The 21,323-nt window shown below is 55.6% G+C and carries 19 protein-coding genes; 9 read left to right on the forward strand and 10 right to left on the reverse strand.

All coding sequences use genetic code 11. From position 1 onward, the window contains the following. Positions 1-229: 229 nt before the first annotated feature. On the forward strand, positions 230-1,057 hold the full coding sequence (locus BLT65_RS42450; protein ID WP_091790079.1) for an H-NS family nucleoid-associated regulatory protein: 828 nt from the start codon (positions 230-232) through the stop codon (positions 1,055-1,057). A gap of 150 nt (positions 1,058-1,207) precedes the next feature. Here the strand turns inward: BLT65_RS42450 and BLT65_RS42455 are convergent, their stop codons facing one another. Both BLT65_RS42455 and BLT65_RS42460 read right to left on the reverse strand, forming a co-directional pair. Then, complete coding sequence (locus tag BLT65_RS42455) at positions 1,208-2,200, reverse strand: hypothetical protein (protein WP_091790081.1); 993 nt, start codon at positions 2,198-2,200, stop codon at positions 1,208-1,210. Then, a complete protein-coding gene (locus BLT65_RS42460; protein ID WP_143036677.1) occupies positions 2,197-2,742 on the reverse strand; it encodes a DUF6932 family protein in 546 nt (181 codons plus the stop codon). The genes BLT65_RS42455 and BLT65_RS42460 overlap by 4 nt, the downstream gene beginning before the upstream one ends. Positions 2,743-3,050: 308 nt before the next feature. On the opposite strand from BLT65_RS42460, the gene BLT65_RS42465 reads away from it, so the two are divergent. Next, positions 3,051-3,323, forward strand: coding sequence for a hypothetical protein (locus tag BLT65_RS42465; RefSeq protein WP_091790085.1), 273 nt, complete (start codon positions 3,051-3,053; stop codon positions 3,321-3,323). 535 nt (positions 3,324-3,858) lie between these two features. On the opposite strand, the gene BLT65_RS42470 is transcribed toward BLT65_RS42465, so the two are convergent. Together BLT65_RS42470 and BLT65_RS42475 are read right to left on the reverse strand one after the other, a co-directional pair. After that, the gene (locus tag BLT65_RS42470; RefSeq protein WP_091790087.1) at positions 3,859-6,684 is read right to left on the reverse strand and encodes a type I restriction enzyme HsdR N-terminal domain-containing protein; all 2,826 of its coding nucleotides are present in this window, start codon (positions 6,682-6,684) and stop codon (positions 3,859-3,861) included. Between the two features lie 444 nt (positions 6,685-7,128). Continuing rightward, positions 7,129-7,524, reverse strand: a complete 396-nt coding sequence (locus BLT65_RS42475; RefSeq protein ID WP_167306651.1) for an aldolase/citrate lyase family protein — start codon at positions 7,522-7,524, stop codon at positions 7,129-7,131. 243 nt (positions 7,525-7,767) lie between these two features. On the opposite strand from BLT65_RS42475, the gene BLT65_RS42480 reads away from it, so the two are divergent. From BLT65_RS42480 to BLT65_RS42490, 3 genes are all read left to right on the forward strand, one after another. Further along, positions 7,768-8,082: a hypothetical protein gene (locus tag BLT65_RS42480; protein WP_091790091.1), complete on the forward strand. Its 315-nt coding sequence runs from the start codon at positions 7,768-7,770 to the stop codon at positions 8,080-8,082. Positions 8,083-8,114: 32 nt separating this feature from the next. Next, positions 8,115-8,927 (forward strand): IS5 family transposase, encoded by an 813-nt coding sequence (locus BLT65_RS42485; protein WP_091790093.1) that lies wholly within the window; start codon positions 8,115-8,117, stop codon positions 8,925-8,927. 122 nt (positions 8,928-9,049) lie between these two features. Further along, entirely contained in the window at positions 9,050-10,099 is a 1,050-nt protein-coding gene (locus tag BLT65_RS42490; protein ID WP_091790095.1) for a PDDEXK family nuclease, read from the forward strand. A gap of 276 nt (positions 10,100-10,375) precedes the next feature. Here BLT65_RS42490 and BLT65_RS42495 read toward each other — a convergent pair whose 3' ends face one another. The 3 genes from BLT65_RS42495 to BLT65_RS47525 form a co-directional block, all read right to left on the reverse strand. Then, positions 10,376-10,789, reverse strand: a complete 414-nt coding sequence (locus BLT65_RS42495; protein ID WP_244187035.1) for a LysR substrate-binding domain-containing protein — start codon at positions 10,787-10,789, stop codon at positions 10,376-10,378. A 159-nt stretch (positions 10,790-10,948) separates the two neighbouring features. Beyond that, positions 10,949-12,760, reverse strand: coding sequence for an AAA family ATPase (locus BLT65_RS42500; RefSeq protein WP_091790097.1), 1,812 nt, complete (start codon positions 12,758-12,760; stop codon positions 10,949-10,951). 731 nt (positions 12,761-13,491) lie between these two features. Next, positions 13,492-13,644 carry a carboxymuconolactone decarboxylase family protein gene (locus tag BLT65_RS47525; RefSeq protein WP_167306652.1) on the reverse strand — a complete coding sequence of 51 codons (153 nt, stop codon included), beginning with the start codon at positions 13,642-13,644 and terminating at the stop codon, positions 13,492-13,494. Between the two features lie 195 nt (positions 13,645-13,839). Here BLT65_RS47525 and BLT65_RS42510 point away from each other — a divergent pair, with 195 nt between their 5' ends. After that, the gene (locus tag BLT65_RS42510; protein WP_091790101.1) at positions 13,840-14,364 is read left to right on the forward strand and encodes an HD domain-containing protein; all 525 of its coding nucleotides are present in this window, start codon (positions 13,840-13,842) and stop codon (positions 14,362-14,364) included. 97 nt (positions 14,365-14,461) lie between these two features. On the opposite strand, the gene dcm is transcribed toward BLT65_RS42510, so the two are convergent. Then, complete coding sequence (gene dcm, locus BLT65_RS42515) at positions 14,462-15,796, reverse strand: DNA (cytosine-5-)-methyltransferase (protein ID WP_091790103.1); 1,335 nt, start codon at positions 15,794-15,796, stop codon at positions 14,462-14,464. Positions 15,797-16,813: 1,017 nt separating this feature from the next. Here dcm and BLT65_RS42525 point away from each other — a divergent pair. The 3 genes from BLT65_RS42525 (at position 16,814) to BLT65_RS46890 (ending at position 18,339) form a co-directional block, all read left to right on the forward strand. Beyond that, the gene (locus BLT65_RS42525) at positions 16,814-17,023 is read left to right on the forward strand and encodes a hypothetical protein (protein WP_091790106.1); all 210 of its coding nucleotides are present in this window, start codon (positions 16,814-16,816) and stop codon (positions 17,021-17,023) included. 217 nt (positions 17,024-17,240) lie between these two features. Then, complete coding sequence (locus tag BLT65_RS42530; protein WP_143036678.1) at positions 17,241-17,552, forward strand: acyl carrier protein; 312 nt, start codon at positions 17,241-17,243, stop codon at positions 17,550-17,552. Positions 17,553-17,799: 247 nt separating this feature from the next. Continuing rightward, positions 17,800-18,339, forward strand: coding sequence for a MerR family transcriptional regulator (locus BLT65_RS46890; protein ID WP_143036679.1), 540 nt, complete (start codon positions 17,800-17,802; stop codon positions 18,337-18,339). A 601-nt stretch (positions 18,340-18,940) separates the two neighbouring features. Here BLT65_RS46890 and BLT65_RS42540 read toward each other — a convergent pair. Then, positions 18,941-19,591 (reverse strand): hypothetical protein, encoded by a 651-nt coding sequence (locus BLT65_RS42540; protein ID WP_143036680.1) that lies wholly within the window; start codon positions 19,589-19,591, stop codon positions 18,941-18,943. Positions 19,592-20,123: 532 nt separating this feature from the next. Then, a complete protein-coding gene (locus BLT65_RS46895; RefSeq protein ID WP_143036681.1) occupies positions 20,124-21,242 on the reverse strand; it encodes a hypothetical protein in 1,119 nt (372 codons plus the stop codon). Positions 21,243-21,323 lie beyond the last annotated feature (81 nt).

Here is a 21,323-nt window from a genome sequence, read left to right on the forward strand (position 1 = left end):
GGCACCGTGGCTATCTGTTGATAGTCGGTCTCTGTGCCTATTGCGCGAAGGTGGAGCATTGCATTTCGAAAGCATGAGGTACGAGAGAAGCACCTTTCCATAAAAACATTTCACGATCTTTTTTGGTGAAGGAAAGCAACACAGGAGAGGATCCAAAAAGGTCTAGTGCTGGCGCTCGCATTCCCTTGTATGGCATAGTTCGACCATTGTCTACAAACGGGGAGAAACTATGACAACGCTTGAGAAAGTACAGGCCCAAATTGCGAAGCTGCAGGCGCGCGCGGATGAATTGGTTACGAATCAGTCGTCGACGGTCATTGCGAAGATTCGCGACATGATGGAAGTGCATGGTTTGACCATTGCAGATATTGATGCGTACGTAGGGTCGAAAAAGCGTGGACGGGTGACCCAGGTGAAGCCTTCTTCGTCGGGCGTTGTGTCGGCTAAATATCGTGACCCGAAGACCGGCGCGACATGGAGCGGTCGCGGACGGGCTCCTGTTTGGATTGCTTCTGCAAAGAACAGGGACCGCTTCCTGGTAGATGGTGGAGTACAAGCTTCGAAAGCAGTTGCTGCGGCGCCGGCTAAACGGGCTGGTAACTATCCACGTGGCCCGCAGCCGGCGAAATACCGTGATCCGAAAAGCGGCGCGACCTGGAGTGGTCGCGGACGTGCGCCGGCGTGGTTGGCTGGCGTCAAGAACCTGGATGCATTTCTGATTTCGACGTTATCTGATTCGACTGCTGCCGCGAGCACGCCTGCGAAGAAGGTATCTGCCAAAAAGGTTGGAAAGCCGGCTACGGCCAAGAAGTCCGCAGCGAAAAAGTCGTCAGTTGCGAAGACCTCTGCGAAAAAGGAAGGGGCGGTCGCTGTCAAGACCGCCACGAAGAAAGCTGCTGCCAAAAAGGTTGCCGGAAAGCGGGCGATCGGTACGAAGAAGGTCGCTACGAAGAAGGTTGCTACGAAGAGGGTTGCCGTGAAAAAAGCGCCCGAGCAGACTGATTTGTTTGCACCGGCAAGCGAAGCTGCGACCGGGGCGACGGAAGCAGCAGCGTAAGCGATGTTTGGTCCTGGTCCCCAGCACGTACAGCCAGGGATGAAGCCAGGGAAGCAGATCGCCAGTTCGACGCTGGCGATTTGCGTCGACGCAAAGAACGATGACGCGTCGTCGAGCGCCGCTGATTGTCAACTGACGAAGTGCCTGTATCTAGAAAGGAAGAGGCTGGTCTTTATGGCCGGCCGAGATAGGCACAATCTCGTTGGCGACAAGCAGACGAGGTTTTCCCTGTCCGTCGCACTCGTAGAAGCCGGTGACACGCACCGCGTGGTCCAGGGAATCCCGGACAAGCTCATCGAACTTTTCGTCATACACACATCGCAAACTCCCAACGCTACTGACGTTGCGAATATCGAAACGTCGAGCATCGAGGTCGGCGGAGCGAACAGTGCCAGTGAACGTGCCGTTCCTGCTCACGCGCGCAGCTGGCTGAGCAATTGCCTGTTTAATGATCTGGCGCGAGTGTGGTGTGAGCCTCTCGGATCGCTTTTTTTGCGACAGGAAGTTTACTTCGTTGATTCCATGGTGTCCGGTCGGTGCTATACGAGATGCCGCGACCAGAATCGCGTCTCGTTCAGCAGGATCCGTTAGTCGCTCATTGAGGCCTTCGCTAATCCGGTCGGCGTCTATGTAGCCAGGAACAATGGGCAGCTTGCGTACAGCGCTCCGAACGGATTTGACAATCTCCTCCATCGAGATGGGCAGATTGAGCTGTCCTTTCCTGGTGGCGGGTTCGCCGAATTTGATGCCAACGATGATGCTTCCTTTCGTAATTCCCGCCAGCCGGGGATCAAGTTCGTCAGGTGTCTTTCCGCGCCATGCGTCTACCCCTGAAAGGCCTGCAATTGACAACGCCAGCTTGACCACATGGTCCTGCAACGAGCCGAGCACATGCGCAACGGTTCCTGCCGGAGGATTGTCGTGGCCCATCTCTGGCCCATCGAATCGTGTGACAAGGTCAGATTCGTCGATGACGCGAACGAGGGGAAAATCTTCCTCATATGAATCGCGCAGCATATCGAGGTAGGGAGCCATCGCCTCTTCGACGGGAATCCCCGCCGCGAGCGCGAGCTTTACCGCCGCTGCCATCTGGCCGCGAATCGTCGCCTCGTTCTTTCGGAAGGATTTGGTCCAGCTGCTCATATAAGAAGAATAATACCTTTTGCCCGCTCTGGCGCCAGTCCCAGCTTGAGCGCGGTTTTCGGGCCTACGCGCCTGAAAGAATCGAGAAAACATTCGTTGTTGGACGGCAGATCAAGCTGGAAATGGAGCGACCTCGAATTCCACTTGCTCCGATTCGTAAGCCAGAACTGAAACGCTGTAGACGTCTCGACTGATGTCGCCGCACGCATGTCAAGCGTGAAGTCGATGTCCTTCGGCTTTGGCAGGCGTGTCACGAAACTACCATCAACGTAAATCGGTTGCGTCCAGCGTTTTCGGATCTCCTGTGTCGCACGAAGTGCTGCGCGAATAAGTTGCTTTCTCCAGACTGTGAACCCGAACATCTCAAGAAGCTCTACCTCAGTGCAGGAATGAATGCCATCTGGAAGCAGTCCATCCGCATTGAAATCAGGCACGGACATTTTTTGTTTTGGTCTTGGTTGGTTGTATCTAATATCAGTCACCGGTGCTCTCAGTTCCGATGCCGATATTTCCCGCAAATCTGATTCAGCAATGCACACCATCGGGTGATTCCCATCGCTTATCGCAAGATTTCTTGAGAATACCATATGACTAGCTGATCCAGAGACGCCTCCGCCCAGACGGACAGGTGAGCTTTTTCAGGAGGCTTACAAAGAAGTGTGAGAGCCAAGCCCCTATCTTGCCGTGTTGTGCGCTGGACGACAAAGTTTGACGTGCTTTGATATCCCGAGCTTCAGGAATGACCGTTCGACAACGGAGCGACTTGATAAGTCACGTAGGGGGGACCCAAGTCAAGAAAGCTGTGGCGGTGCCGATATCCGAATAGGTATCTAACGTTATGAAGTCGAAAATGACTCTAGAATCTCAGCATCTCGAGGCAATGGCGTTCTGCGCTACCGTCGACGTCATCCGAAAAGCAAAGGGGAAGCGTTGCCCGGAAGACTTTCCGATGGGCTCCATCGCTCGCATGCTCGCGGAAGTCGACGTCATCAGCGATACGCTGCGGATGCTCGGCATTGAAACCTCGGTAACGACGGGATGCGATGCCGGGAGCTCAAAAGGGCTCGATGACGCCTCTGATTCGCCGCAGTTACATCTACCAACAATGAACGGGAACGCGTAACTGCGATTGCCCTCATTGCGCCGGCTTCTCTTTGGGCAACTCCCGCACGCGAAGCCGAGTTCACAGCAGCGTACGCAGTTCGTTCATCGCCTATTCGCGAGCCGCTTTTTCGCATCTTCTACCCGGAGCGAGACAGGGGCACCGATGGACAAGCGAGACGTTTGTGCCAGGAGACAGATTTCCGAGCGAGACGCTATATTGCGTGCTCGGACTGAGCGCGACACCTTTGATTGTCGAAGTGGCTCCTCTATAGGAAACTGTAGACTTCGAACCGTCTGATCGGCCCGGATGGCAATCTGGTCCTTGCTCGGTCTTGAAGTCTCCACAGTGTCACCCTGAGTGACACGTGGCGGCGTCTTCGGGTCCGGATGCGTCAAACGGCCGAGCCCGATGCGGTTGAGCGTGAGAGGTGCTCATCGACAAGTCATTGCCGCGCTGCGCCGTCGACCGGTTCAATCAATCGGCACACTCGAAGGCGATTCACTGGAACCGACGTGCCGAACAAAGAGGTTCATTGGGTAACGTGCGAAAGCGACTAATTGACACCTACTGCCTGGAATGTGGTCACGATCTTGAAGTATTCTGCAATTTCGTCTCTCAGCCATGTGTTCACGCCGTTGATGACGCTAGTATTGCCGTCGAAGATGCCCGTAAGTTGTCGGCCAGAAAACGAAGGTGGAATTCCGATTGAGTATTCCATCGAGATATAGCTACGACCAAGCCGTGCCAGAGCATCGGCGTTCGAGTCGTGCCATTGCATGCCAGGATCATCGTCATTCTCAGATTCTATTTTTTTCGCCTCTGCCATCGACGGCATGCCAATTTCGATCGGATGCCAGAAGGACGTGACTGAATGGAGTTTCCCGGCGCCATCTGATCGAACGAAGAGGTTCCAAGACCTGGGCATGACGACGAAATTCGCGAGCTCTTCCTTGAGCGAACCGAAATTCCGGTTGACGACCTCTGAGTACGCCTCGTCTAGCCGCAGGAAATGTTCACATAAGGTTTCATTGGTACCGTCCCAGTCACGCAGCCACCAGGGCTCGTTTTCGTTCCTGTTCCACCAGACAGTTGCATGTTCGAGTCCCGCGTCGTTCAGGCAACGCAGGTCTACCAGAATCTCGTCTGCGTAGACAGTTTGCTCTCGGGGAGCACGCGAGCGGTCAATCAGAAAAATTGCTCCCTGCTGCCGCTCCCAAAAGGCGAGCTGTTTCGCTATCTCAAGCGAGTTTTCGACGTTATGCCCCGATTTCAGGAGCAGCCTCAACCGGCTCAACAGACGTTCTTCGTGCCAGATGGGGCCACCGTTGAGAGTCGCTGCCTCCAGCAGACGATGGAGGGCACCGTATAGTATCTCAATGCCGATGAGTCTAGCGTCGAGTTGGGCCTGATCCAATGAGTAGCAGCGCCTGTGTTTCGGGTTTTCAGGCCCACTGGTCCCTGCAGGAGCTAGCGCGAAACTGACGGACTTCTGATCTCTAGCCAGGGAACCGTGCGCACTGACACTCGACGCATGTACACCTGTCTCTTGAAAAACAAGGTTCGGCAGGAGACTGGGGAAGAAGATCGTCGCGGGTTGCGTAAAACCGTCGGCGATCTCGTTTAGGATATGGGCCTCAAGACTTTCGTGCGACGCAATCGTCGCTCTTGGCAAGACTGGGCTTCGATAGCGCACTGCGTTGAGATAGCGCTCAAGCCCAAGCAACGATACCTGCGAAAGGAAATTTCGTTGCATTTCTGGGGTGGTCGCCAATGCAACCATCAGGATCGGGAAAAACGACTGACGATCTAGCCGCTCAGTTGGAATTGTAGTGTTATCTGGATGATTGTCGGCAGCGATGCACGCTTCTGCTCGGAGATAATCGGCCAGGGCTTCATGCTCGACGTTCAGATTCCTGCCGGTTTTGATTACGGCGCCGTGATCTACCAAATCATCCAGGAGCGTTACCTGAAGGCCTGCTCGAGCAAGCAAAGCTGTCACTTCAGAGACGGTCGCGGCCCGGTCCCAGGACGCAGTGGACACTACTGTAAGGGCATTACGTAGTTCCTCATTGAAGGTGGTCGCTTGTTGCCGCGTGCGGAGGGTAGACTCGAGCCAGAACTCGAAGATGTCGACGAGATTGGTTGGCTTGACTCGCTTGTCGATGACGAATTCAACAAGCCTGCTGAAAATCAGGGGACTGCTCGCCAAGCTGTCGATGAAGACAGGTAACCCTTCCAGGACGCGCCCCGCCATATCTGCGTCCGCCGGAGCTTTCCTGTTCCAGACGGTCTCTTCTAGCGCAAATTTTTGGTGGTCGTCGAGCGGTTGAAGATAGTACGAATTGAGGTCCAGCGCCGGAGCGGTTCCGCGTCTTGATGTTAGCGTCAAGCGCGTCTCCGGGAAGTCACGAAGGAGCAGTCTTAACTCGCGGTCCACCGTTTCGCGTTTCGTGCTCGAAAGGCGGTCGAAGGCGTCGCAAAAGAGATGCACGCCCGTGGTGCGACGAGCCTGTTCGTACATCGCCGGGGTGAAACCTGGAAGATGGGCGCGAATCCGGGCATACGCAAAATCACTGACTGTTTGGTCCTCGAGATCAGGCAACGAGACTTGCACAGGAATGGGCAGGTCGGCCACTACCAGTTGATGCATAAGGGCTTGACTGTACAGCGCTTCGAGGACGGATGTTTTCCCCATTCCCGAAGGGGCATAGATGATACTGACAGCGGGCAGCCACTGTAACGACTGATTCGAGCGGTAGAGTTTGCTTCCCCGGTCGACAACCTCCATCTCGGATAGAGTCCGGTCAATCTTTGTTGCCGTCGAAGACAGACGTTTCAGCTCCGACTCGCGATACGCATCCAGTCTCCAGGCGATATCTTCCAGTCGTGGCTCGCGGACCTCTTTTCGATATTGCTTCAACGTGTGTCGGTTCAGCAATGCTTCGATTACTGCCTGATGTCCGGCGAGGTGAGGTACCGGGCACGCGAACACCTTTTCGGACACGCTCGTGCGGCGGTATTGCCAGATCTCGAGAATTTGACCGTCCGTAACGACGTATACGAGAGCGCGAACCTGCACAGCGTATGACTCGGCTTGGCGCCGTGCCTCGTCGAATGACTCGCCGGGACGTTTCGCCTCCACCACAAAAAGAGAATGGCCAGACTCTCGAGACACCCCGTCAAACACCACGAAATCTGCAAATTTTTTCCTGGATTCGCGCCCCTCCTGAAACTCGACGGGATGTTTCGCCGCAATGTCTTTGTGTTTATAGCCTATCGCGTCCAGGAGCGATGCAATGAACTGAACCTCAACAGTAGCTTCATTCGCCTTGTCGGAAATCAGCGGTACGGATTCCCAGATCGGTTCGTTTGTCGTCATGTTTGCTGAAGGTATAGATGCTATCGACGGCCTGTTGTACGCGTCGATACCGTCGAGCCGGCGCCGATTGAAATCCAGGTAGAAATGGGCGGACTAGATACATATTATAAGTGCATGCGGGGTGCGGACGCTCGTCGGAACCTTCCGCTACGCGTCGGCGCGGTTAACCGTGTTTCGGCTCGAGGAAGTGTTAGCTCGGGGAACTATGGGAGGAAAAGACAAGGTTGGTGTGTGGCTGCTGCCTCACGCAGCGTTAGTGCGGCGTACGGATGTGTAGTGCGCAGGCAGCCCCCTCGGCACACTGCCTGGCTATCCGCGCTAGAGTGCCAAACGCGCTGCCGGTAATATTGCCGCGCCCCGAACATGGCAAACAACGCTGGACGCCCCATTGGAGACGGATGCGCGAGCAAACCTGTACGTACCAGAAAGAGCGGTCCGCGAAGTTCAATCGCTTCGGCTGTCAGTATTCGCGATTGCCGCTACATTCGTCATGAACAGTTGAAGGGAGGCATGGATGTACATAGGGTCAAAGCCGAGGAACAAATTCGTTGCACCGAGGCGCATCGCTTCGACGGCCTGCGCGGGAGTCACTGCGAAGGAAGTCAGCTCAAAACCGCGTGATTTGATTTTCTGTGAGATGGTTTGAATGGCTTGCTGCACTTCTTTATGCCCAGGTCCATCATTAAACCCCATGTTGACGGACAGGTCGAACGGCGCAGCAATTGCGCCTGAGAGCCCATCTACCGAGAGAATCGCGTCGAGAGCGCGTATTGCGTCCGGATGCTCAATCAATGCAATAACGCCGGTCTGGTCATTGGCGACCTTCGCGTAGTCAAGCATATTCGTTTGCCATGGATACTGTGTCCGGAAAGGGCCCCAGCCTCGAATCTTCAGCGTATGCGCTAACATTTGCTACCTGAAAAGCACGGTCAATCCGTACTCGAAACGCTCGGCCTATGGCGTGGCGGCAACGTTTCGGCTCGGGCCGAGACGTCCAAAAAATGAATTCGACGACGGCAATTACGGCCTCACAGAAACCATGAGTATGAAAAAGTCAAATGCAGGCGTAGCCCAGGACCAGGCATGCTGCGCAATGATGTGCCTGCGCTCATGTTCTACATCCGTCTTAACGTCTACATAAGGGTATGGATGCGATTCACCTTTTTCAGCAGGGATACAGGTCATATCATCGGCCAGGCGTTGCGTACCTCGGCTATCGCGGACGAAGGCGGGATCATGCTGACGAGCCAGAATTCGAGCACTGAATCGTCGGTGGTTCTTGACCCGAACCATCTCATTTTCGACCACGGTCAGGTTGAACCCGATGAGAGATCCGTCACGTCGGGATTCGATGAAGTCTGGCTGGGTTGGGTGAGATTTGTACCTAGAGTGTGTTAGGCACTTCGTGTAGAACCTGGTATCCTGGTCGAATGACGAAGGAAAAGCGCAAACCCTATCCGAGCGATGTGTCCGACGAGGAGTGGAGCTTCACAGCCCCGTATCTGACGCTGATGGACGTTGACGCGCCACAGCGCAAGTATGAGTTGCGCGAAATGTTTAACGCATTGCGCTGGATGGCGCGAGCGGGCGCACCGTGGCGCATGCTGCCCAACAACTTCCCGCCGTGGGAGTTGGTGTATCAGCAGACGCAGCGGTGGCTGGCGGCGGGCTGTTTCGAGAGCATGGTCAGTGATCTGCGCTCGGTCATCCGGGTCGCACAGGGACGTCAGGGACAGCCCAGTGCGGTGATCCTTGACGGGCGCACATTGCAGTCCACCTGCGAAAGCGGTCCGCGTGCGGGTTATGACGGCTACAAGCGCAAGCGTGGCAGCAAGGTGCATATGGCGGTCGACACGCTGGGCCAGTTGCTGGCCGTACACGTGACACCGGCCAACGAGCAGGAGCGCGCGCAGGTGGCGGAGCTGGCACGTCAGGTACAGCAAGCTACGGGAGAAACCGTGAAAGTGGCGTTTGCGGATCAGGGCTATACGGGTGAGGAGCCCGCGAAGGCTGCACGTGATGAAGGCATTGAGCTGCAGGTGATCAAACTGCAGGAAGCAAAAAAGGGCTTCGTTCTGCTGCCACGGCGATGGGTGGTTGAACGCAGCTTTGGATGGCTTAACCGCTTTCGACGCCTCACGCGCGACTACGAACGATTGCCCGAAACGCTTGCTGGTCTTCATTTCGTTGTCTTCGCCATGCTCATGCTGGTCCATGCAGTTCCAGTACTTCAAGGTTCCTAACACGCTCTAATCGCGACGGACAGAGCGATTCGGCACCGCAGCTTACGACTTGAAGGTACCCATGCAGAGTAGCTGGGTGTTAGATGAAAATCTGCTCCAACGATAACTGGACAATAAGCGTCATGGCCGACGATTCGCTTCGCAATTTACTGCAATCCCTTCGCCAACAGGTGCTTCGCAAAGGTGCTGATACGTTAGGAAGTCATCAGCTAAACGCGCATTGGTCCATCGCCTACGCCTGTGCGGCAGATCCGCAAAGCTGGGAAATCTATCGCGTACCGGGCCTGCACAACATGCCCGCTACCGAGTTCTATGTCAAGCATCCTGACGAAATTCAGGAAGCTATCCGGCCGCATGCAGCGTGGGAATTGTTGCGTACGCACGCCTTGCCGAAGCTAGAACTCGATGCGCGCATGACGGAGGCCGACCGGAAGCGGTATTCTTATTCCGGAAACGTGCAGTACCACGACGAAACATCTCGCGTATGGATGTCGGTCGACGTTCCTGGCGTCAGGTGGTTCGATGGCCGCGACCGAATCCGGGAAAGCTTGCTTGAAACGAAGGATGCGCTCCGAGCGAAGGTCGCGGGGATGCAGCAAAAATATAGGGAGGCTGCATCGAAAGAGCCGACGGCCAAACGGTTGCAAACCGCCGCCGCTTACGAGAAATACGTCAAGGATGAATTTCCCGCGCGGTTGCGAAAATTCGACGAAGAGAAGGCTGCAGCGCGAGATTGGCTTAGCAGGCTGGACGCCACACCTGACTTGAGCAAAACGATTTTTGCGATTGTCCGGCAGGCAGAGAATGAGGTTCGCCGGTCGATGGGTATCCCTCTAATCGGCGAGGCGTGGGTGTCAGAAACCGAGTTGCTGTACCGCGTGCGCAGACTGCTCCCGGGACAGGAAGTTATCGCCCACGGCCAACCGAGATGGCTTGGCAGACAACACCTCGACATCTGGATTCCTTCTTTGAATGTTGCTCTCGAGTATCACGGCGTGCAGCATTTTCGTGCGATTGACTACTTCGGAGGAGACGCCGCGTTCGCGAAAGGACAGGAGCGTGACCGTCGCAAGCGGGAGCTCTGCAAGCAAAACGAGGTGCGGCTCATTGAGATTGCCTACGACAGGAACGTTGACGACATCACACTATCGAATCTCATCAACCGGACCTGAAGCGTCTACGCTGACGGTCACAGCTGGAGCCAGGCACTCCAACGACGCTGGGTTAACGAAGAGCAGTCAGAACTACCGACCGCTTTGAGGTAGGGCTCAGAACGCTGCTGCGCTGACCCGCTCGCGCGATCGTGGGACAACGAAATCGATGAAGGCCCGCAGTTTCAATGGCAATCGATTCTGCTTGTCGTAGACAAGATGAACTGGACGTATAGGCGGTTCGAAGTCGTCCGGTACAACAGTGAGCTGTTCACGGCGAACGTAGTCGGCCACCTGCTAGGACATAGTGCGTATCAGGCCGGAGCCCGCAAGCCCGGCGTCGATAGCAGCGTCGATGGTATTGACGCTCAGACGCGAGCGGATGGGGATCCTTATCTCATCTCCGCCAGACCAGAAACTCCACATGCTCATCGCTGAAACGTTATCGAACAAGATGGCATTGTGCTCCGCAAGATCTTCGGGTTTTGCAGGCACGCCCCGCGTGGACAGGTAGCCAGGACTGGCGCATACGATGCGCCGAATTGCGCCTAACCACACCGCGATCAGGCTGCTGTCGGGGAGATTCCCGACTCGGAGTGCGACGTCGACTTGGTCGGCCGCCAGAATTGTTGGATGGAAAGTCAAAAACGACGCTTCCAATCGATTGTCATAGCTGCATTTCCGTCGATGCTGGTTGTTCTTGGTTTTCACGGATGCATATAGCCGCAGCCGGCATCGGTTTGTTTCAACAGTGCGCGTTACACCGAGTCTGGCGGCTGTGGTTTGGCGGGCGAGCCTCTCGGATCAGGCAGTTGCAGGACCGCCAGTACGTGTAATCAAGGAGCCGCCCAGTGGACGTCGGAATCTGGTTCAAACGGCAGCACGCCCAACGATTTGTTCGAAGATTTTCCACAAATCATCAGGTATGAGATTAAGTGTCATGAAGCTATTGCTCAACTTGCCTGGCGGTAGCGGATACGGTTTGAATGCGTTCCGAGCTGTGGCAGCAAGTTCATGGTCGTCGTACTCGATAAACCAGCGCGGATAGCTGAGGCATAAACCGCCCCTGAACCTCACCGGAACGCGTTCGAGAAAGTGAGGGTCAATTTCCGGAAGCTCTTTTTTCATCTCATCCCAGACAGAATCCACCACGTTCTGAAGCTCATGAGCTGGTAAATCCTTGAACAGACCGCCGTTGCCTCGTCGAAGACCGTCGACCTGATACAGACGCTCGTGAACTTTGGGATTCTCAAGCCAGAGACATAGCCAGATGTTCAAGGGGTCGAAAAGGTAATTTTCTATACCGTTTCTTTCGGTGACAAACAGGCCGTCGGCTGGCTCGTTTCGATTTGGTAGCGAGTCCCTGTCGAGGACGCCATAGAATCGCTCGAAGTTCCACTTTCGAAGGTAGTCCACTGTATCGCGTACCTTCGCGCAGCCATCGCGCGTCAGGAACGCGACACCCGGAAACTGTGGCATTCCCGCTTCGGTCATAAGAGTCCACAAGTCTTTATAAAAGGGCTCATCGGTTTGCCCTTCGATAACGACAAATTTTGTGGCTGAATCTACTGCTACAAATCCTCCCGTCAGCCGGGCGATCACCTCGGATACGTTCTTAACGGGCTCAATGCGCGATTCACCTGTACGTTTGATCTCAAACACTGAATCTCGAGGTGCGAGGGCGACCGTGCTCGGGGAGTGGGTCGTCATAATGACTCGGGCGCCGTACTGATCCACCATGACTGTCTTGAGTACATCGATGTACTGCTTCGTCAGGGACGGATGCAGGTGTGCGTCCGGCTCGTCCATCAGGATGACGTCGAAATGGCGTTCGGCTGTCTGTGTCAGAAAGCGCCATGACACGACAGCAAGCATCGCGCGTTCGCCCGCCGACAGCGAGCTTGCCCTTATGTGAATATTTCGATCGATGTCGAGAAAGACAGGATCATACTGCTGAAGGCCTCGTCCAAAGACCGTCGAGAAGGAAATCTCCGGTGGGACGCATCGAAACTTGATTCCCGCCTCCTCGCAGTACCGATTCATCAGATCCCACGGTGCATCGCCGAGCAACTTCATGGCAGATGAGAGATCTTCGGCAGTCTTGCATCGCTCTTTTGCCGCCATAACCAGGAGCTGATAAGCGACGAAATACGCGGCGGGATTTGACGTCGTACCTATACCCGCCACGATGATCCGTGGGGTCAGCTTTGCTTCGAACTCAGCCCAGCTAGGGGCGGATCTGTGAATCTGTACGGCGCCGTCGGCGAGTGGAGTCCGGTTTTCGATCCAGTCTGCATATAAGGGGTTGCTCCGCCAGTTGGCCGCGTTTTGGCTCGGCGCGTTGTACAAATGGTGGACCTGCTGGACAACCGCGTCGATTGAGACGGGAGCCCACTCTTCATGGGGCCGGCGAGCATCGACGTAGATAGCGTTGACACCTTTGCCGGTGGGTTCTCCATCTATCAACATGCTCACCATAATTTTCTTTGCGGTTTGCAAGCCTCCAGCATGAGAGTCGAATACCTGCACCCCATATGACGCCGCCAGGAGTTCCATAAGATGTGTTTTTCCCGCTCCGTTTTCCCCGGTGATCACGGCGAACGGTGGGACATCACGCCAGACCATGGGTTGGATCGAGATATAGTTTTCGCGAAATTCGTATGTAATGTTTTTGGACTTCATGACTTATCTTTTCCGTTTTCTGAATATCTCGTGACTAACAGCTAAGGCCTGCCTCAGTCCGCATCGGTGCGCGATACCTCGAAGACTCACCGGCTCCCGCGTCGCCGGCTCTTTGCCAAGGCATATTCGCACTGAACGCGTTCGACAATTTTGTCATGTCGTGAAGGCGGGAATTACGCGGGGCTGCTGAGCGATCTAGGGAGCCCAGGTTCAAGCGTCCGCACACTTGTATGATTGCGAAGGGGCATCGAACTGGTCCTGCATGATACGACAGTCCATGTGATTCTTTCGGGGCCGACACGAACGCAGAGAGACCTGCCGCTGCGTGTTTTGACTTCTATCGAAGTGAACGGCGCTGACAACAGCGGTCGATCGCGAGCTTCATTTCGAAAACAGAACGATCTTCGATGTTGCGAAGTAGTGACCAGGCGGGTCGAGTCCGTCTTGCTGCTGGGAGCGACTGTCGATACGTTCGAATCGGATAAGGCGGAGGGGGCAATCGATTTGACGGACAGGACGTCGTCTGCGAGAGGAGGACGGTCCGAGGCGGGGATGAGACAACCCAGGTTGATCCTGGTCTTGGCGATGTGCTTCGTGCGATGGGAGCACTAGTGCAGTACCCCAGCAATAGAACCTGCTCCGGACGGCCGCGCAACGCTACCTTGGGATTGACGCTTGTCCGGCCAGGTCATTGACTGAAAGCGATGCAGCTGCGTTCAGAGTTCCACACATCATGCTGCGGGCTTGGTGCGGGTCTGCAGCGGCGGGAATAGCCCATCGAGGTCGGTCTTGAACGTGTTGTTGAACAGGTTCGTGATGAAGCTGAATGCCGTCTCGGCGACGATGTCGATGATCTGCGCGTCGGTATAGTCGGCCGCACGCACCGCTTCGACATTAGCGTCTTCGATCTGGCCGCGTGAGGTCGCGATCTTGTATGCGAACTGCAGTGCTGCATCGGCCTGCGGGTCCGTCGAACGTCCTTCGCGGTTGAGTTCCTCTCCTCACATGGAGCACTGCGCCAATTGCCTACCTCGGTCAAGGCGCGCACACAGATCCGCAAGAATGGTTAAACTGGTGGGATGCTAGCCAACCGCTTCGACGCTTATCGATTGCTCCGTAGCCTTGCAGCGCCAGCGCGGCTTATTCGACATGTGGAACTCGTCGGCGAGGCTGGCGATGCGCTCATCGGCAATCTACTGGCGCGCGGGATTCATTTCGATGCGCAACTCGTTGAATGTGGAATCGCCATTCACGATGTTGGCAAAATCCTCTTTCCCGCAGAGCTTGATGGACCGGGAAGCTCACATGAAAGCGCAGGTGAGCGCCTGCTACTCGAGAAAGGCGTCGATCCACGCATAGCGCATTGTTGCGTGTCTCATGCAGCATGGGCTGGCAACGACGTTACGTTTGAGGAGCGGCTGATTGCCCTCGCTGACAAACTGTGGAAGGGAAAACGGGAGGACGCGCTCGAGCTTCTGGTTATTGATAGCGTCGCGGAGCGGGCGGGTTGTACCCGCTGGGACCTGTTTGCCGAGTTCGATTCTCTGTTTGAAGACATTGCCGCAGGAGCCGCCGACCGGCTGGAGCGAAGTAAAGCTGTGTGAGCGTTCACTGATGCGAGTAAGCGGGGACATTAAAGACTTTCGTGTGAAGATACGAGAGCACCCGTACCGCTTTAATGCCCGCCCCGCATTCAGTCAGTTACGATGCTTGATGCTGGCGATACAATGCTTCGCCGATGCGTCGTACCAGTCCGACGATAAGGGCATTTCCCATCAACATTGCGCGAGTAACATCCGAAACACCGGCGTTGGCCGTGAACCCGCGCGGGAAGCCATTGAGTGCCTCAAGCTCTTCGGGCGTCAGTCTCCGAATGAGGCCGCTCGACTCGCGTACGGCGTGTTTAGTCCGGGACGCTGAGTTCCCGCCTTCTGACGTGATGATGGTTCTTGAGGGCTTGTCGAGCGGGTCCGGGAAAGCCATCGCGCCCTCGGAGTACGTGTAATCGAAGCCGTTTTTGCTTCGCGGGATTGCTTTCGGTCCTTTAGCTGCTTTCCACGCATCTTCCTGCTCAGGTCGTACATGGAATGAGGTGGGCACTGGTCCGGTGTCGCGAACGATGTCACCAAGAGTCAACGGGGTAGGGTGGCCGCAATATTCGGTGTAGTCGGGAATAAGGGCGGCGCGGACACTGCAAGTATGGACATGGCCGGCGAGCATCAGACCGACGTTGGCGAATCGCGTCTTGCCGTTCGACAACGGGCGGTACGAGAGTTGTTCGTCGAACGGGTCGTCGCGCAACGTCAAAGCGGGTTCAACGGCGTCCAGTGGATTCGTTGCGTCGCACGGGAAGGCCGATGCGAGGACCGTGTTTGACACCCATTGCGCGCTGGCACGACCCAGCGCTGCCTGCTGACGCTTATAGACCTCAGTGCTATGGTGATAAGCAACGATGAAAATACGTCGACGCCGCTGTGGATGGCCGTAGTCGGCAGCATTGATAATTCGCCATTCCGCCGCATAGCCGAATGAGTTCAGCGTTGCGAGGATGACGGCGAAATCGCGCCCTCGGCATGACGCGGGCGAGGAGATAAGTCGGTCGACGTTCTCGAGTATGAGGTATTTAACTGGCTCATCATCCTCCAGGCGCTGCCCGAGCAGCTTGGCGATGGACCACCATAAGACGCCTTTCTTGCCGGCGAGGCCATCAGAGGCGGATAGTGGTTTGGCGACGCTATAGTCTTGACACGGAAATCCAGCAACAAGGACGTCGGGACGCGCTGCGCGAATAGCGTTTTGGCCGTTTTCAGATTCGAGAACCTTGAAGATGTCTTCGTTGATATGCGTCCCCTCCGGCCAATGGGAACAGTAGATTTCGCTGGCATGCTGTTTCTTTCTTGATGGCTCGAACTGGTTCGAGAGCGTGACGTCATATGGGAAGCCATAAACCGCTTCAAGGCCGAGCCGGAAACCACCGACTCCCGCGAAGAGTTCGACGACGTTAAGTTTTTCGTGTTGTTGCTTTTGCACCGACATCCTGTTTCCTCGTTACGTTGGAAACAGGTGAAGCAACCGTTTTTATTTAAGTACTCTAAAGGTGCTGTGCAACAACCAGAACTAAATGCATCCACGCGAAGTACATAAGCTTTTAGCGCGAGCGACCTTAATCTGTTGAGTTGGATTTCGACCGGCGCACGTGAGAATGAACTCGATAAAAATGGAGCTACAGGCGGATCAGCGAGCCGGTGCATGCGCGCGCATGCGTGCGCATGCGTGCAAGGTGCGCCGTTGGTGCATCGTGATGGGGAAATAGGGGGTTAAGGAGATTTCACCGGTCCTGACATTTAGGTGCTAGTTTTGCCGACTGAACCGGAGAATTCAGGAGTTGAAGCCGGCGCGCGCGTCTGAAGGTGCCGTCGGATCGTGACATGACGCGTCTGGAGGCCACTTGAACTCGTGTTCGGGCGTCGATTCAAACGGAGCTTTTGTCTGGCGAGCGCGAGCCTTTGCGGTCGTGACGGAAGCTAGTCGAGCACAGTTTCAGGAAATCTCTCGGGTGACGGGCTTCGGAAACGTCTTGAATGCGCCGGAGAGTCTTTTGCATGAGCAGACCCGTCAGCTATTTGTCGTGCCTCAGGAGTTATTCACCAACAATGTCGATCGGCTACCGGTGGAGACCGTAGGCGTGGCGAACCATGCAATGGTGAGGATCGAACGATTCGAGGAGTCTTGTAAGGAAGAGGGTGCTCTGGTCGCGCGTTTGGACATACATCGTTATCGCGGATCGATCAGTGGGCTATTGGCCATAGCGGAGCGATCGACGATCAGCGTCGGTCCCATGGGCCAGACATTGAGGAAAGACGTTTGGGAAGTTGTGAGGGCTTTGCTTCAAAAGACCTTTCAGCAGATGCCGAGGCGGGGGAACTGATGATGCGGTCGACGTTCTCGGGGATGAATCCGCATGGTTTGCTCGATGTGCGGTTGCACCGCGAAGGAGTAGTATTGGTTGAATGAGCCCACGCGCCCGGGCGGCGCGCAACTCCGGGAGGCACGATGGCAAAGTTCAAACCAGACGAACGTCAGCAGAAGCTGATCGAGACGGCGCGGCGTAGCCATCGGGAAGCGCAGGCTCGCGGGCGATTTGCGCCGAGGCGGCTCGTTGAGAAATGGAGCAGCGAGGCGGGGATTATGTCGCCACGGGAGACGGGCTCGAGCGAGCGCGCCGGGGACGACGATTCGGGACCAGAGGGCCACGAGAAGTGAGGCGGTGTATCAATAGGCGGCGTTCGCTTTGAGCGGTGCTCGGAGCCACGTGGACCTCTTCGTGCTCGGCCTTCGATGTTTGGGGCCATTGCATCGGGAGGTAATCGAGGGAGCAATCGAGTCCGGTGGACGGTAAGTACCTGCGGTATTGGTCCCGATTCGCTTGTATGAGAGACGGCTGCCGGGTGGACGCTCGGATTGGTACTGGGGGATCAGGATGATGCTTGAGCGCGAACTGATAGCCCTATTAGAACGAGCTGACCTCGACAGCACGGTGCTCTTTCTCGACGGTTACGCAGATCTGTCGGAGGTCGACGAGGTGTTTGACGTGATTGTTCCGGTGGAGGAGTGGACTCACGAGCAGGGAAAGCACGGCGGCGCTGAATACAGCGTGCGTTACCCTGACGCATTCGAGCCATGCGACGAGGAATACACGGATGTTACCCATGTCGCTCAGCGTGTCGCGTTGATTACAAATGGCCCGACGAACTACCGCCGACGAGGCCTCAGCGAACGGCAGGGCAGCTGAGTCGTTCAATGTACGCTCTGCCCGCTACTCAATGTCTGCATGCCGATGGTACGATTGCCCGGAATTAATGCCCCGCGACTCGAAATCTTGTGGGGCGAGGGGCCGATTCAAGCCTCGCTCCTTCTACCGCACGGTGCTCGAACGACGGTTTGCATCGTCTCAGTCCTTCGCGATGCCATCGGCTTGTGAGATTTTTTGCCGGACTGCTTTTCCGATGGTTGAGGTTAGCGCATATCGGAGGATCGTTATGTCCGAACACGAATGCCCTCCTGGCGAAGACCCGGAGATAGTTTGCCTGCTTCGTTGGTCTATACGCGAGTTCGAAAACGGCAAAAGGTACTTTGTCGGGTTCAGTCGAGAAACTCGGGACAATCGTGTGAGCAGAGAAATTGTGCATCTTGATGTCGCCGCCCGCATAGGACGCACTGTCAGCGGTGGCGTCTACTACCTCGTGGGCCCAAGCGGCGGGAGTAGCTATACCGAGCACGAGTTCAACCGTGTTGCGGAGGTTATCGGTGAAGGCGGTGCATGGCGCGACGTGACTGCTGAGTTCATTTCTGATTGCCACGTTGCAGGGCCGGACAACCCCAATGAGCTTTCGCTCGAGGTAGCTGCGTCGATGCTATTCGTTTCGCGTGCTTATGTGCGGCGGCTCATCGACGATGGGCGACTTCCCGCGTGCACAGGCGAGAATGGGATTCCCACGGATATCCCTATCGGCGGTTCAAGCGCTCCATCACGAGATGCGTACCAAGCAAAAGGAAGCTCTCGTAGTTCTGATGGGTGAATCTCAGAGAGTCGGCCTTTACGATGCCAAAGCTGAGGTTCATTCAGAGCGCCGAAAGCCTGACGGCGACAAAGCATAGACGGCCTTCACCACAGGCGGGCTGTTCTTTCGTCGTGCAGTCGAATGCGCACGGAGTCGACGGCAATGTCATCCGAATCGGACAGTACGCGATAACGAGGTGCCAGTGAACATGCCCACAAGCCAGCGATATCACGAAGGTGACAAGAGCCAAGCCATTTGCTCGAACTGCCGCGAGATAGTCCCAACCACGTTCAGGTATCGCGATATGCCGTTCAGCGACGGCAGTGGGATCGCTCGGAATATGCTGGTGTCCGTGTGCGACAAGTGCCAGACGGTTGTCGCGATCCCCGCTCAGTCCAAACCGGATATCAATTAAGCTTTTGTGTCAATTCCCCAAGTCAAAGCGGGCATAGCACTTCTACGCATCAGCATCTTAATCTTGGGCAAGCTTTGCCGCTCGCTTCAGGAATTCACCGAAGCTTACCAGGTTGCGCTTCTTGCGTTGCTTCTCGCCCCGTCCCACTCCTGTCGCGGCCAGAGATACGTCATTTGTCGATCTGGGCGGCGGCATCGCGACAGGTCAAGTCGCTGCTGATACCGGCGCAGCACGCTCGATGACAGCACCGGGTATCGACATCATTGCCTTCGTGACTTCGCTGGTCAAAAGGACGCAGGTACGCCGGTAGTTAAGTTCAACACCTGGAAGCATGTCTGCGAAACGCTCCTCTATTTCGCCGGCATGCATCATGAGCATTGCGGAATAGGCGAATGCCTCACTACCTTGCCCTTCCTCGGTCCGAAGTCTCTCAAATGCTAGCCCGTCAGGTGGTACGCCCGTCGCAAGAAACCATGGCTCTCGGGGTGAAAGGAACGCAAAGCCAAGCTGGCCCGAACTCTTCGCCTTATCGATTGCCAGCCTAAACTCGGGGTCGGTGGGATCGGCCAACCAGATGAACTGGGCGTGCCCAATCTGCAGGCAAAACGCCAGCACGTAGCAGGCGAAGCCCTCGACCGTTGCAATGCGAAGGTTCGATCCCTGGTTGCCGACCGCAGTAGCATTGAACTTTTTTGGGTCTACTGCGGTGGTAAAGACGGGCGACGCAGCGTTCATTTGTGCGGCGTCTTCGAAGAGTTCGGCGAACGTGCTCGCGCGACCGAGCGTGGCACCGTAGATCGGTACATAGTCCGTCACTTCTGAAGTCAATTTGGCGCGCGGCATCGATGTAGGCATCACTCCCTCTAAAGGCGATCAATGAGACGGGCCGAATCATATCGGACGCGATTGAAGGGTGCAATGGTAAAAACCTAAGTTAATCATGGTGTTAGTGTTATCAATTGAATTTTTTTCCATTGAAAATGACCCTGCGTATCATAAATTGCCGTTTCCGCTTCTATACGAATGGTAATTCACTGACGACAATCAAATTAGGAGAAATCGACTCAAACCGTTGCGACGAATGTGGGGCTGATGGTCACGGGTGCAGAGGCGCGCGACAACTCGGCCAAATGTAGCGGGCGCGGGTTTCCCTCCGATCCTCAAGCGCGCATTGGCGACTATGTCAACGACGTCCCAATCCCGTTCACGACGTCGACTATCTGCTCAAATTTGAGCAGATGCTGAGCAGATATCTGCGCACATCTTCGCCAGAGCCACGTGCGCGTTTGCGGCGAGCTGACGCGGTTTCGATTTTCACGGACCGCGCTCAGCTAATGAATGTCATCTTTGAAACACCTAGCGCCACGGGGAATACTCCGCGCAACGGTTAGCGGGCGAGTTGTTCGACTGCGTAATCGCCACTTCGTGCCCAGTGTCTGAGCGGCCGGACTACTCCGGTGATTGGACGACTGCGCGAAAGGTCTTCAACGAACCTGCTTACGTAAACGTGCCTCGGAAGGTTTGTGCGACGCAGTTGATCGACACGGACCTCGAAGGGTACGGTCTCGTTCTCCCATTCGATTTGAAGGCCAGTGACAGCTGAGTAATACGTGTTCTCGAATATGAACTGCTGGAAAGGGTAGGTGACCAGTACAGTCTCAATTTTCGACACGTACAGGATTGGCAGTTGGGCGCGGAATCGCCGGAACACGCTCTCACGAAGCGCTTCGAAATCAAACAGCGCACGCCCATCGTCCAGTCCCATCACAGGTATGAGTGGCGGAGTACCGTCCTCCTCGATGACCAGCTCGCGAAACAATACACCGTTGTTTTTGGAATGAAAAATAAATGATGCGTCGAGGTTTGCTGAAAGAGGGACGACTACAGCCGACTTCTCGAGAACAAACTCCCGGAGCGACTGCGGAACATCGTCGCGTGATATCAGGTAGCATGTGTCTAGCTTCGACTTCGCACGCTCTCGTATATGCTCCAGCATTGAAGTGAGTTCCTGAACGCGGTGCCGGTGGACCAGCGGCGCGCTCGTGACACGATTACATCCTGCAAGCGCGCGGGTTTCATCGCGAAACAAGATGATGGCTGCGTCGTCAACGGCGTCCGCGATAACTTCTTTGCTCCAGCAAGGGAAAGCATGTCGTAGAGTTTCTCGCACGGCACTGTTATCGAGCTTTGTATAGGCTGCGGTTGACGATTCGTGTGTTCCGCTCTCGTATAGGTGTGTTGCTATCTTTTCGAGCCTTTCGGCAAGACACAAGAGTCTGCCGAGGCGGCGCGCAAAATGGTCAGTGAGACTGGATGCGTCTATCTCGACAGCGAATTCTGGATTGTCTTCTCGCAACCAGCAGATAAACGTTGCGACGTCTATTGGACCATCAAGATATTCGTTGTTTTTCCTTCTCAGGTCTTCGAGAAGTTTGCATGCGTGTGAGAGTCCATGCCGAATGAGTTCGGTCGACTCAGGGTGAGGGCAAGAGATGATAACTGGCATAAGGTGTACCCAAGTATTGGAGAGGTGTCAATCAATGCAGCTTTGCTTTGTCTAAAAGCCCGAGTGCGCCTACATTGGACG

Origin of the sequence: Paraburkholderia steynii (assembly GCF_900100565.1) — a bacterium.
In the GTDB taxonomy this organism is placed as follows: domain Bacteria; phylum Pseudomonadota; class Gammaproteobacteria; order Burkholderiales; family Burkholderiaceae; genus Paraburkholderia; species Paraburkholderia terrae.

Coding starts and splice junctions, on each gene's coding strand:
- BLT65_RS42450 (WP_091790079.1), top strand. CDS start 230: ATGACAACGCTTGAGAAAGTACAGGCCCAAATTGCGAAGCTGCAGGCG.
- BLT65_RS42455 (WP_091790081.1), bottom strand. CDS start 2,200: ATGAGCAGCTGGACCAAATCCTTCCGAAAGAACGAGGCGACGATTCGC.
- BLT65_RS42460 (WP_143036677.1), bottom strand. CDS start 2,742: ATGGTGTGCATTGCTGAATCAGATTTGCGGGAAATATCGGCATCGGAA.
- BLT65_RS42465 (WP_091790085.1), top strand. CDS start 3,051: ATGACTCTAGAATCTCAGCATCTCGAGGCAATGGCGTTCTGCGCTACC.
- BLT65_RS42470 (WP_091790087.1), bottom strand. CDS start 6,684: ATGACGACAAACGAACCGATCTGGGAATCCGTACCGCTGATTTCCGAC.
- BLT65_RS42475 (WP_167306651.1), bottom strand. CDS start 7,524: ATGCTTGACTACGCGAAGGTCGCCAATGACCAGACCGGCGTTATTGCA.
- BLT65_RS42480 (WP_091790091.1), top strand. CDS start 7,768: ATGCTGCGCAATGATGTGCCTGCGCTCATGTTCTACATCCGTCTTAAC.
- BLT65_RS42485 (WP_091790093.1), top strand. CDS start 8,115: ATGACGAAGGAAAAGCGCAAACCCTATCCGAGCGATGTGTCCGACGAG.
- BLT65_RS42490 (WP_091790095.1), top strand. CDS start 9,050: ATGGCCGACGATTCGCTTCGCAATTTACTGCAATCCCTTCGCCAACAG.
- BLT65_RS42500 (WP_091790097.1), bottom strand. CDS start 12,760: ATGAAGTCCAAAAACATTACATACGAATTTCGCGAAAACTATATCTCG.
- BLT65_RS42510 (WP_091790101.1), top strand. CDS start 13,840: ATGCTAGCCAACCGCTTCGACGCTTATCGATTGCTCCGTAGCCTTGCA.
- dcm (WP_091790103.1), bottom strand. CDS start 15,796: ATGTCGGTGCAAAAGCAACAACACGAAAAACTTAACGTCGTCGAACTC.
- BLT65_RS42525 (WP_091790106.1), top strand. CDS start 16,814: ATGGCAAAGTTCAAACCAGACGAACGTCAGCAGAAGCTGATCGAGACG.
- BLT65_RS42530 (WP_143036678.1), top strand. CDS start 17,241: ATGATGCTTGAGCGCGAACTGATAGCCCTATTAGAACGAGCTGACCTC.
- BLT65_RS46890 (WP_143036679.1), top strand. CDS start 17,800: ATGTCCGAACACGAATGCCCTCCTGGCGAAGACCCGGAGATAGTTTGC.
- BLT65_RS42540 (WP_143036680.1), bottom strand. CDS start 19,591: ATGCCTACATCGATGCCGCGCGCCAAATTGACTTCAGAAGTGACGGAC.
- BLT65_RS46895 (WP_143036681.1), bottom strand. CDS start 21,242: ATGCCAGTTATCATCTCTTGCCCTCACCCTGAGTCGACCGAACTCATT.